We start from the raw sequence: 10,883 nt of genomic DNA, 5'->3' as shown, positions 1-10,883 counted from the left end.
CCCCCCCCCCCGCCCTGAATCGTTATCCGCAACTGAGCACCGGACTAGTGGTCGACCGCCTTTTCGGCACCGACACCGGTCAGCGAGCGAACTTCCATCTCTGCCTGCTTGGTAATATCTTCAACGCCTGGATCGGTGATCGAACCCAGCCAGCCCAAGAGGAAGGCCAACGGGATCGAGACAATGCCGGGGTTGGCCAGCGGGAAGATGGCCATATCGATGCTTGGGATCATCGAGGTCTCCGAACCGGAGAAGACCGGGGAGAAGATGATCAGCAGCAGTGCCGAGGACAGGCCACCGTACATGGACCATACCGCACCGCGGGTCTTGAAACCCTTCCAGAACAGCGAGTACAGGATGGTTGGCAGGTTAGCCGAAGCGGCGACCGCGAAGGCCAGCGCCACCAGGAAGGCAACGTTCTGCCCCTGGGCGCCGATACCGCCGGCGATGGCGAAGATACCGATGATCACTACCGTGCGGCGGGCAACCTTCATCTCCTTTTCCGGAGTCGTCTTGTCCTTGGCGATCACCGAGGCATAGACGTCGTGGGCGAAGGAGGCGGCGGCGGTAATCGTCAGGCCGGCGACAACCGCGAGGATGGTTGCGAAGGCAACCGCCGAGATCAGGCCCAGCAGCAGCGTGCCACCTAATTCGTAGGCGAGCAGCGGAGCGGCAGAGTTCACGCCGCCCGGAGCGGCCTTGATTCGATCCGGACCGATCAGTGCGCCCGCGCCGAAGCCAAGAACCAGGGTGAACAAGTAGAAGGCGCCGATCAGCCAGATCGCCCAGACAACCGACCTGCGCGCTTCCTTGGCAGTTGGCACGGTGTAGAAACGCATCAGCACGTGCGGCAGGCCCGCGGTACCGAGGACCAGGGCCAAGGCCAGCGAGATGAAGTCAAGCTTCGAGGTTCCGCTCATGCCGTACTTCAGGCCCGGGTTGAGCAGCTCCGGATTGCCGGCGACCTCGGCGGCCTTGCCCAGCAGCTCGGAGAAGTTGAACCCGAACAACGCCAGCGTCCACACGGTCATGATCAGTGCGCCGGCGATCAGCAGGCAAGCCTTGATGATCTGCACCCAGGTGGTGCCCTTCATGCCGCCGATCAGTACGTACATGATCATCAGCGCGCCGACGACGATAATGACCAGCGATTGCCCCAACTTGCCATCAATGCCCAGCAGCAGGGAGACCAGCGCACCGGCTCCGGCCATCTGCGCCAGCAAGTAGAAGACGCACACCGCGAGGGTGGAGACCGCCGCGGCGATACGCACCGGGCGCTGCTTCAAGCGGAAGGAGAGCACATCTGCCATGGTGAACTTGCCGGTGTTGCGCAGCAGTTCGGCCACCAGCAGCAGGGCCACCAACCAGGCGACGAGGAAACCGATGGAATACAGGAATCCGTCGTAGCCGTTGATCGCGATGGCACCGACAATGCCCAGGAACGACGCTGCGGAAAGGTAGTCGCCGGCGATGGCGGTGCCGTTTTGCGTTCCGGTGAAGGAACGGCCACCGGCGTAGTAGTCCGCGGCGGTTTTATTGTTCTTGCTTGCCTTGAGCACGATCACCAAGGTGATGCCCACAAAGGCGGCGAAGATTGCGATATTCACCAGCGGGTTGCCGACCTGAGTCGATTCGGCCCCCTGGGCCAGGATCAGCGAAGAATTCATTAGTTCACGCCCTCTTTTTCCAGACGCTCACGAATCTTCGAAGCCTTGGGATCAAGTTTATTGTTGGAGAACTGCACGTACAGTGCGGTGATGACGAAGGTCGAGACAAACTGCAACAGGCCAAGCAGGATACCCATATTGATGTTGCCGAAAACCTTGATGGACATAAAGTCATGGAAGTAGTCCGCCAACAAGACGTAGGCGAAGTACCAAACGAGGAAAAAGATTGCCATGGGGAAAACGAAGCTGCGGTGGGTCTTGCGCAGTTCCTGGAATTCTTCCGAATCCCTTTCCGCCACAAAATCAATGTCATCGGTGACATCGGGTTGCGATTCAGCACTCATTGGTGCCCTCCTTGAACGAGTTAAACAGGGTAGTGATGACGCACACATGTGCATTGTGACTAAGTTCACTATTGGTCATTTGCCCGTCCCCCACTAGGGGTTCGGCCACGCCAATGGATTAGCGGATAAATTCCTGCGCTCAACGGCACGCTGCGTGACGACGAACGGTCAACGACGGCGGCGGGCTTTAGGATTGAAATATGTCACCAGCGCTGCAGATCACCCTCATCGTCACCATCGTGGTCGTGGGCATCGCCATCGTTGGCTACCTGGGATTCAAGATCTCCCGTTCCACCAACGAACTGGGGACCTACGCGGAGGAAGCCACCTTCCAGGCCCTGCACCATATGTCCATTGCGGTCCCCCACCTCGGACGCGGGCTCACCGAAGAGGGTGCGGCCAAAAGCGCCAAGGCGCTGCGCAAGCTGCTGGGCTGCTCCGCCTTCCTGATCAGCGACACCAGGGCGATCCTCGCCACCGACGCGGCCATCGAGTTCACCGCCGATCTCGAAGCACACGCCCAGTCCGTCAGCTCCTCGGTGATCGGCAGCCAGAAAACACAGGTCCACCGCACCTCCGGGCTGGATCTGGTGGCGGCCCCGATCATGGTGGGCGGGCAGGCGGTGGGCACCGTCACCGCCCTGGCCGAACGCGCCGGGGCGAGCTTCGTGCGAGCCGTCAGCGAGGTCGCGGTCTTCGTCTCCGCACAGGTCACCACCGCCGAGCTCGACGAGTCCAAGGCGCAGCTGCTCGAGGCGCAGATGCGTGCGCTGCGCGCGCAGATCTCCCCGCATTTCATCTACAACTCGCTGAACGCGATCGCCTCCTTCATCAACACCGATCCGGCGCGTGCCCGCGAACTGGTCATCGAGTTCGCGGACTTCACCCGGTACTCCTTCCGCCGTCGCGGTGAGTTCACCACCTTGGCCGAAGAGCTCGAAGCCATTGACCGCTATCTCCTCCTGGAAAAGGCCCGCTTCGGGGATCGCATTAAGGTGTCGCTGCAGATCGCCCCCGAAGTATTGCCCACCCAGATCCCGTTTCTGTGCCTCCAGCCACTGGTGGAGAACGCCGTGCACCACGGGTTGGAAGCCCGCCCGGACGGCGGAAGGATTTCGATTACCGCCACCGAGGACGGTTTGCACGCGGTGATCGCCGTGGAAGACGACGGGGCCGGCATGGACCCGGAACAGCTGGCCTCGGTATTGGCCGGGACCACCGTGAATATGCACGTCGGATTGCGCAACGTCGATGTGCGGCTGCGCCAGCTCTACGGCAACGCCAATGGGCTGCTCATCGACACCGCTCCGGGTGCCGGGACGCTGATTACCCTGAGAATCCCCAAGTTCCGTCCCCCACAAGGGCTAGAGACAGACGTATTGGCCTAACTGACGGTAGAGTTTTAGCCATGATTAATGTGGTCGTTGCCGATGATGAACTTCCAGCGGTTGAAGAAATCTCCTTCCTGCTCGGACAGGATTCGCGTATCGGAAAAATCCACCGTGCCACCTCCGGCGCCGCGGCGCTGAAGGCACTGGAAGAAAACGATGTCGATGCCCTGTTCCTGGACATCCACATGCCGGCGCTGTCCGGATTGGATATCGCCCGAGTCATCTCCCGCTTCACCCACCCGCCGCTGATCGTGTTTGTCACCGCCGACGAGGACCAGGCACTCCAGGCTTTCGAGCTGGCGGCAATCGACTACGTGCTCAAACCCATCCGCCCGCAGCGCCTGGCCGAATCGGTGCGCCGCATCTGCGAACTGGTCGATGACCAACCGGCCAAACCCGAAATGATCACCGTTGACCAAGGCGGCATCACCAAGCTCATTGCCCGCGAAGATATCGGCTATGTCCAAGCCCAAGGCGACTACGCTCGGCTGCACACCCGCGATGCCAGCTACCTGATTCGCGTGCCGCTCAATGACCTCGAACAGCAGTGGGCCGGATCCGGCTATGTGCGGATCCACCGCTCCTATCTGGTCTGCATGGACAAGATCGAGACGGTGCGGCTGCAAACGGGCAAGGCGGCGGTAGTGGTCCACGGCGCCGAGCTGCCGATCTCCCGGCGCGCCCTGCCCGACCTGCGTGAACGATTGGCCGCGAACCGGATCCGCCCATCGTGAGCCCGGAGCAAGACCGATTTGCCGAACAGCGCCCGCAACGCGTGCGCGTGCAGGCACCGCAGAACGCAAGCCTGAATATCGCCGCCGCCCGCCCCGAGCAGAGCGCCGAGACCTTCTACGTGCGCCAGCTGATCCGTTCCCAGCTTCGCTTGGCGGTGGCGGTCGCTGCGGGGCTGCTCATCATGCTGGTGGGCATCTCGGCGATCTTGGCCTTCTGGCCGGTGGTCGCCCAGGTGACGCTCTTCCACATCCCCCTGCCCTGGTGGATCTTGGGCGTGGGAATCTACCCGATGATCATCGTTGCCGGGCTGTTGTTCAATCGGGCCGCGGCGCGCAACGAGCGACGCTACCGGAGCATCTCTCGATGACCGGCGTGCTTTCCATCCTGGCGCTGCTGATGGTCTGCGTGGCCACCATGCTCATCGCGTTCTACGGGCTGCGGCTCTCCCGCACGACCAGCGATTTCTACGTGGCCTCGCGCACCGTAAAACCCTGGTGGAATGCCTCGGCCATCGGCGGAGAATACCTTTCGGCGGCCTCCTTCCTCGGTGTGGCCGGGTTGATTGTGCTCAGCGGCCAGTCCGGGCTCTGGTTCCCCATCGGCTACACCGCCGGGTACCTGATGCTGCTGCTCTTTGTGGCCGCTCCGCTGCGCCGTTCCCAGGCCTACACCATCCCGGACTTCGCCCAGATCCGCTTCGAAGACTCCGTGCTCCTGCGCAAGATCACCACCTATCTGGTGGTGATCATCTGCTGGCTGTATATCGTCCCGCAGATGCATGGCGCGTCGCTGACCCTATCCATCGCCACCGGGCTGCCCGGCTGGGTCGGACCGGTCATCGTCGCCGCGGTGGTGTGCCTGACAGTGGTCTCCGGCGGGATGCGTTCGGTCACCTTCGTGCAGGCCTTCCAATACTGGTTCAAGCTTGCGGCCCTGGTGATCCCGACCTTATTCGTGCTCTTCCAGGTCATGCCGGAATACTCGGTGCCCGAGCGGGCGGCAGCGGTCGCCGGGCAGTTGCAGTCCATCGGCGGGATGAGCCTCTATGAGACGATTTCGATCATCCTGGCCTTGCTCTTTGGCACCTTGGGCCTGCCCCACGTGCTGGTGCGTTTTTACACGAACCCCTCGGGGCAAGCCGCACGCACCACGACGGCCATTGTGCTCTGCCTGCTCTCGGTGTTCTACCTGCTCCCCACCACCCTGGGGGTGCTGGGGATTCTCTATACCCAGGATCTGGGTGCCAATAACGCCGACGCGACGATCCTGCTGCTGCCGCAACGCATCTTCGATGGGTTCCTCGCCGATCTGCTCACCGCGATCGTGGTGGGAGGAGCCTTCGCGGCGTTCCTGTCCACCACCTCCGGGCTGGCCGTCTCCTTGGCCGGAGCGCTGTCGCAAGAGTTCTTCCAGGGCACCGTGCGCGGATTCCGGATCTCTACGGTGCTCGCCACCGCGCTGCCGGTGCTGATTGCCTTGCTCACGAATTCCTTGGCGTTGGCTGGCGCGATCGGCAATGTCTTCGCATTTACCGCCTCGACCATTTGCCCCCTGCTCCTGCTGGGCATCTGGTGGCGTTCGCTCACCGCCCGCGGGGCCATTGCTGGCATGTCCGTCGGCGCGGCCTGCTGCGGCTTGGCGTTGCTCGGATCGAATATGCTGCCGGAAAGCAGCGATTCGCTGTGGGTGCTGATGCTTCGCCAGCCGGCGGCGTGGAGCGTTCCGCTGGCCTTCGTGGTGATGATCCTGGTCTCCAAGTCCACCAGGCGCAGGGTCCCAGCCAATGCAGACCGCGTGATGGAGCTGCTGCATGTGCCCGAGCGCAGCTACAAGCCAGCTGGTGACACGGGCGCTGACCGGCTCCGCTGATTCGACCACGAATCGAAGAGATGCAGCCCAGGACGCTTTAAAGCACTAACCGCGGCTCTGACAGGCCTGCTGGTCTGCCAGAGCCGCGGTTGGCGCGTCTCAAAATTCCTAGTCGATCGAAGCCATCAGCTCGACCACGCGGTCGAGGAAGGCGTCCACCTGGGACTCTTCATAGCCTTCGGTGCCTACCGCTGAGCGGAACTCCACGCGGCGTACCGAGTCGACGGCCATCGGCACATCGCGTTCGAAGTAGTCGATCAGTTGATCGCAGAGCCGGTCGACGTCTTCTATGTTGTAGCTTGAGGCGTTGGAGCGTGAAGGTCGGCGGAAACGCTCACCCTTGGCACGGTGCAAACGCCCGCGGAGGATCGCTGCCAGGCGTCCGACCTGCTGCAACCAGACCTCTTCGCCCTGATGGGCAATGAGGTCATCACGCTCGCGCTTGGCGAATACGTCTTCCAGCCGATCCAGTGCGCCGTCCACTTCGCGGGCCTGGTAGCCGCCCTTTTGCGGTGCGAAGGTAGTGCGGCGGATCAGGTGGCTGGTCACCACGGCATCATCGTTTCCGCCGCCGTTAAAGGTGGCACGCGCCCGGCTGAGAAAAGCATCAACCTGCTTTACGTTGTAGCCGAATTCCTTGTCCGGGACCCGGGAGAACGGAGCATCTTGTTGCTGCGACACGACTATTCCTTAGTTCTAGACGAAAAGTCATTAGGCGTACCGCCATGATGCGGCACCCTTCAATCTTATGTGTTGTGAAATCTTTTGCTGCCATGGGCACACCGTCCGGCGCAGATCCGTCACCGGTTCTGCGCCTCACGCGTTTAGAAAACCGCGACGCTCCAGGCCAAGAGGTGCGAGATGAGATAGGCCAACGGGATGGCGAACAACAGCGAATCAAGTCTATCCATAATGCCGCCGTGCCCCGGAAGCAGGTTGCTCATGTCCTTGATGCCCAATTCACGCTTGACCATGGATTCAGCGAAGTCACCGGTGGTCGCTGCGACCGTGGTGAAGCAGGCGAGAATCACTCCGGACCACCAAGGCATATCCAGCCAGTAGTTGGCTGCCAGCGCGCCGATGGCCATGGACCCGACCATGGACCCGGCAAAGCCTTCCCATGATTTCTTGGGCGAAATCTTCGGGGCCATCGGATGCTTTCCGAATAGCACGCCCACGGCGTAGCCAAAGGTGTCGTTGCTGACCACCAACAGCAGAATCGTTGTAATCAGCAGGTTGCCGTTCTCGCCACGCATCACCAAGAGAGCGAAGCTGAGCAGCAAGGGAACCCAGCTGATGATGAAGACGCTGCTCATCACCGAGGCTGCCGCACCTTTGAGCCCCTCGAGGATTCGGAAGAGCAATGCCAAGATCAAGCTACCCAGATAGGCGAAACCCAACGCGTCGAGGCCACCGAGGGTAGCGCTGACCGGAAGCAATATGGCCGCCAAATACAGCGGGAATTGCTGCACCTCGGTTTTCGCATGGGTTGTCGCGCGGGCCACCTCCCAGGAACCTACCCCGGCGAGCACCACGATCAGAACCACCAGCAGGGTTGGCATCCAGAACAGTCCCAGCATCGCCAAGCCGAGCATCAAAAGGCCCACGCCGATGGCCGCCGGAAGGTTTCGCCCCGCCCGGGATTTCTTCGGTGGTCCCCCGATCAGCAATTCTGCGGGGATCTCCGCTTCTTCGGGTTCGGCTTTGCCGGTTTCGGCCAGGTCCTCGCTGTTCGCTTGCGGAGGTTTTGGCTGCGTTGCTTCCGCTGGCTTTCCCGCCGCTGGCTGCCCGTCCGAGGTCTTCGACGCCGGCGCAGGGGCAACTAGTTGCGCCTTTGCCTGCGCTTTAGCTTTCGCCTTGGCCGCATCGACTACCGGTTTGGGAGCTTGCGGAGCTTGGTCAGCGCCGGCAGCTTCGGCTGGTTTCGACGAGCCTTCGGCCTGGGCCGGCTGCGGGGAGGAACCGATGGTAGCTTCGGGGGCTTTGACGCTATCCGGGCGAGCCACCGAAACAGGTTCGGGCTTTGCGGGAGCTTCGGCGTCCGGTTTAGCCGCTCCGGGCTTTGCGGTTTTGCCTGCTGCCGGTTGAGCGGCTGGCTTGGCGGTTTCGGGTGCACGTTGGGGCGCGGTCTGAGCGGCGGCCGACTGCGCGGTCGGTGCAGAAGTTTTTGGGGACGGCGAAGCGGTCTCGGCTGCCGGCTGGGCCGTAGCCGGTTTCGCCTTGTCGGCGGCCTTAGCCCCGGCTGGCTTCGCAGGCTCGGCTTGCGCCCCGGAGAGCGCTCGCTTGAGTTTCGAGGCGCGTGAGTTTCCGCGTTCGGCGGCTTCGCGTTTAGCGCGGGCCTCACGCCGAGTCATGGGCTGGTCTTCGCCGGATGCCACTGAGGGCACCGCCGAAGCGTTGCCCTCAGTGTTGTCTGTCGAGCCTGGCATTAGACGTCCAGCAGCTCAGTTTCTTTTTTCTTCAGGATCTCATCGACCGAATCAACGTGCGCCTTGGTCAGCGAGTCGAGTTCTTTTTCGGCACGGCTGCCTTCGTCCTCGCCAATTTCGCCATCCTTGACGAACTTGTCGATGCTGTCCTTGGCCTTGCGACGGTGGTTACGCAGGGCAACCTTCGCGTCCTCGCCCTTGGTGCGGGCAAGCTTGACGTATTCCTTGCGGCGTTCCTCGGTGAGCACCGGAAGCACCACGCGGATCATCTTGCCGTCGCTCGATGGGTTGGCACCGACCTCTGGGTCGCCCAAGGCCTTTTCGATGGCGCGCATGGCCGAAACATCGAAGGGGCTGATGGTGATGGTGCGTGCTTCTGGAACAGCGAAGGAGGCTAGCTGCATCAGTGGGGTTGGGGAACCGTAGTAGTCCACCATGACCTTGGAATACATGCCAGGGTGGGCGCGACCGGTACGGATCGTCGCGAAGTCCTCCTTGGCGGCTTCAATGGTGCGGTCCATCTTTTCGGCGGCATCCGCCAACGTTTCGTCAATCACCGGTACTCCTCAGTACTTTGCCTGCGCTCTGCTGCCTCAACCGCGATAACACGCAGGTGAAGCAACCGAACAAATAGATCTAAATCAATCCTATGCCACGAACACCCTTATGGGGTGACGGTGGTGCCGATCCGCTCGCCGCGGATGGCGCTTGCCACATTTCCTTCGCCTTCCATGCCGAAGACCAGCATGTTCACGTTGTTGTCCTGGCACATGGTCATCGCGGTCTGGTCCATAACCCGGATATCGCGCTGCAGCGCCTCCGAGTAGGTCAGGGTCTCGAGCTTCTTCGCGCTTGGGTCCTTTTTCGGGTCCGCGGTGTACACGCCGTCAACGCCGCTCTTGGCCATCAAGACTTCGTCCGCGTCCACCTCCAGGGCACGCTGGGCGGCCACGGTGTCGGTGGAGAAGTACGGCAGGCCGGCGCCGGCGCCGAAGATGACCACGCGATCTTTTTCCATGTGGCGGATGGCGCGGCGCGGGATGTAGTTCTCCGCAACCTGCGCCATGGCGATGGCCGACTGCACGCGGGTTTCCACGCCGCACTGTTCCAGGAAATCCTGCAGCGCCAAGCAGTTCATCACGGTGCCGAGCATGCCCATGTAGTCCGCACGGGAGCGGTCCATGCCCGCGGCCGAAAGTTCGGCGCCACGGAAGAAGTTGCCGCCGCCGACGACGATTGCCACCTCGACCTCGCCGACGGTCGCAGCGATCTGTTCGGCGACACCACGCACGGTGATTGGGTCAACGCCGACGTTGCCTCCGCCGAAGACCTCTCCGGAAAGCTTCAATAAGACGCGGCGGCGTTTGGTTTCTGGGCTGGTAGGCATGGGGTCTGTCTCCTGGGGTTGAGAAATCTGTATCCGGATCTCAAACTATCTTGTCATCCGGGCTCAAGAAAAGGGAGGCGAGTCACCGAGTTGCTCGGTGGCTCACCTCCCTTGACTTGTTTAGCCGCTCGCTAGAAGCGGCATTCGCTTACTGTGTGGCTGAACCCTTAGGCACCAACACGGAAACGGGCGAAGGCAACTGGCTTCGTGCCAGCTTCTTCGAAGACCTTGGCTACGGACTTCTTTGCGTCCTTGGCGAAAGCCTGGTCAACCAGCACGATTTCCTTGAAGAAACCGGTCAAGCGGCCTTCAACGATCTTGGTGAGGGCGGCCTCTGGCTTGCCCTCGGCGCGTGCGGTTTCGTCGGCGATGCGACGCTCGTCTGCAACCTTGTCCGCAGGAACTTCATCGCGGGACAGGTAGGTAGGAGCCAATGCGGCGGTGTGCACTGCAACGTCGTGGGCGACGGTTGCGGCGGCTTCGGAATCCGCATCAACGGCCATCAGGACGCCAACCTGTGCAGGCAGGTCCTTGCTGGTCTTGTGCAGGTACGCTGCAACGCTTGCACCCTCAACGCGGGCAACACGGCGGACAACGATCTTCTCGCCGAGGATTGCGCCCTCTTCGATGACGATCTCCGAAAGTGGCTTGCCGTCCAGCTCGTAAGCCTGCAGTGCTTCGGCGTCTGCGGCACCGGAGGCCACAGCGGCATCCAGAACCTTGTTTGCCAGCTCGATGAACTTCTCGTTCTTGGCGACGAAGTCGGTCTCGCAGTTGATCTCGATCATGACACCAACGGTGCCATCGACCTTGGCGGCTACGAGGCCTTCTGCGGTCGAGCGGCCTTCGCGCTTGGTAGCGCCCTTCAGACCCTTGACGCGGATGATCTCGATGGCCTTCTCGGCGTCGCCGTTAGCCTCGTCGAGAGCCTTCTTCACGTCCATCATGCCAGCGCCAGTGCGTTCGCGCAGAGCCTTGATATCAGCAGCGGTGTAGTTTGCCACGTGCATCCCCGTTCACTAGGAGGTTTCAAGTTTATGTCGCTCGTGGGACGGGTCGGA

General features: G+C 61.9%; 11 protein-coding genes. 4 read left to right on the top strand and 7 right to left on the bottom strand.

All coding sequences use genetic code 11. The features are described from left to right. Nucleotides 1-44: 44 nt before the first annotated feature. Together ACT3UQ_RS14185 and ACT3UQ_RS14180 are read right to left on the bottom strand one after the other, a co-directional pair. Nucleotides 45-1,667: a solute symporter family protein gene (locus ACT3UQ_RS14185; RefSeq protein WP_096287344.1), complete on the bottom strand. Its 1,623-nt coding sequence runs from the start codon at nucleotides 1,665-1,667 to the stop codon at nucleotides 45-47. Beyond that, nucleotides 1,667-2,011, bottom strand: a complete 345-nt coding sequence (locus ACT3UQ_RS14180; protein WP_096287346.1) for a DUF485 domain-containing protein — start codon at nucleotides 2,009-2,011, stop codon at nucleotides 1,667-1,669. Before ACT3UQ_RS14180 ends, ACT3UQ_RS14185 begins: the two co-directional genes overlap by 1 nt. Nucleotides 2,012-2,211: 200 nt before the next feature. Here ACT3UQ_RS14180 and ACT3UQ_RS14175 point away from each other — a divergent pair, with 200 nt between their 5' ends. From ACT3UQ_RS14175 to ACT3UQ_RS14160, 4 genes are read left to right on the top strand one after another with little or no spacing between them, the layout of a single operon-like run. Further along, nucleotides 2,212-3,399: a sensor histidine kinase gene (locus tag ACT3UQ_RS14175; RefSeq protein WP_105553721.1), complete on the top strand. Its 1,188-nt coding sequence runs from the start codon at nucleotides 2,212-2,214 to the stop codon at nucleotides 3,397-3,399. Between the two features lie 20 nt (nucleotides 3,400-3,419). Then, nucleotides 3,420-4,136, top strand: coding sequence for a LytR/AlgR family response regulator transcription factor (locus ACT3UQ_RS14170; protein ID WP_444637346.1), 717 nt, complete (start codon nucleotides 3,420-3,422; stop codon nucleotides 4,134-4,136). Further along, a complete protein-coding gene (locus tag ACT3UQ_RS14165) occupies nucleotides 4,133-4,504 on the top strand; it encodes a hypothetical protein (RefSeq protein ID WP_255248474.1) in 372 nt (123 codons plus the stop codon). Before ACT3UQ_RS14170 ends, ACT3UQ_RS14165 begins: the two co-directional genes overlap by 4 nt. Then, nucleotides 4,501-6,006, top strand: coding sequence for a sodium/solute symporter (locus ACT3UQ_RS14160; protein WP_096287354.1), 1,506 nt, complete (start codon nucleotides 4,501-4,503; stop codon nucleotides 6,004-6,006). The genes ACT3UQ_RS14165 and ACT3UQ_RS14160 overlap by 4 nt, the downstream gene beginning before the upstream one ends. A 108-nt stretch (nucleotides 6,007-6,114) precedes the next feature. Here the strand turns inward: ACT3UQ_RS14160 and ACT3UQ_RS14155 are convergent, their stop codons facing one another. The 5 genes from ACT3UQ_RS14155 to tsf form a co-directional block, all read right to left on the bottom strand. Then, entirely contained in the window at nucleotides 6,115-6,687 is a 573-nt protein-coding gene (locus ACT3UQ_RS14155; protein WP_374954794.1) for a DivIVA domain-containing protein, read from the bottom strand. A 143-nt stretch (nucleotides 6,688-6,830) separates the two neighbouring features. Next, nucleotides 6,831-8,435 carry a phosphatidate cytidylyltransferase gene (locus ACT3UQ_RS14150; protein ID WP_258133963.1) on the bottom strand — a complete coding sequence of 535 codons (1,605 nt, stop codon included), beginning with the start codon at nucleotides 8,433-8,435 and terminating at the stop codon, nucleotides 6,831-6,833. Beyond that, complete coding sequence (frr, locus tag ACT3UQ_RS14145; RefSeq protein ID WP_096287358.1) at nucleotides 8,435-8,992, bottom strand: ribosome recycling factor; 558 nt, start codon at nucleotides 8,990-8,992, stop codon at nucleotides 8,435-8,437. Before frr ends, ACT3UQ_RS14150 begins: the two co-directional genes overlap by 1 nt. A 107-nt stretch (nucleotides 8,993-9,099) precedes the next feature. Then, nucleotides 9,100-9,822, bottom strand: a complete 723-nt coding sequence (pyrH, locus tag ACT3UQ_RS14140; protein ID WP_096287360.1) for a UMP kinase — start codon at nucleotides 9,820-9,822, stop codon at nucleotides 9,100-9,102. Nucleotides 9,823-9,989: 167 nt separating this feature from the next. Continuing rightward, nucleotides 9,990-10,826 carry a translation elongation factor Ts gene (gene tsf, locus ACT3UQ_RS14135; RefSeq protein ID WP_105553925.1) on the bottom strand — a complete coding sequence of 279 codons (837 nt, stop codon included), beginning with the start codon at nucleotides 10,824-10,826 and terminating at the stop codon, nucleotides 9,990-9,992. Nucleotides 10,827-10,883 lie beyond the last annotated feature (57 nt).

It is taken from the genome of Glutamicibacter sp. AOP12-B1-11, assembly GCF_052379245.1.
GTDB lineage: Bacteria > Actinomycetota > Actinomycetes > Actinomycetales > Micrococcaceae > Glutamicibacter.
This window is presented reverse-complemented; position numbering and strand designations above follow the sequence as displayed.

Bases quoted from the DNA above. Each gene is read 5' to 3' on its own strand.
- ACT3UQ_RS14185 (WP_096287344.1), bottom strand. From the start codon at position 1,667: ATGAATTCTTCGCTGATCCTGGCCCAGGGGGCCGAATCGACTCAGGTC.
- ACT3UQ_RS14180 (WP_096287346.1), bottom strand. From the start codon at position 2,011: ATGAGTGCTGAATCGCAACCCGATGTCACCGATGACATTGATTTTGTG.
- ACT3UQ_RS14175 (WP_105553721.1), top strand. From the start codon at position 2,212: ATGTCACCAGCGCTGCAGATCACCCTCATCGTCACCATCGTGGTCGTG.
- ACT3UQ_RS14170 (WP_444637346.1), top strand. From the start codon at position 3,420: ATGATTAATGTGGTCGTTGCCGATGATGAACTTCCAGCGGTTGAAGAA.
- ACT3UQ_RS14160 (WP_096287354.1), top strand. From the start codon at position 4,501: ATGACCGGCGTGCTTTCCATCCTGGCGCTGCTGATGGTCTGCGTGGCC.
- ACT3UQ_RS14150 (WP_258133963.1), bottom strand. From the start codon at position 8,435: ATGCCAGGCTCGACAGACAACACTGAGGGCAACGCTTCGGCGGTGCCC.
- pyrH (WP_096287360.1), bottom strand. From the start codon at position 9,822: ATGCCTACCAGCCCAGAAACCAAACGCCGCCGCGTCTTATTGAAGCTT.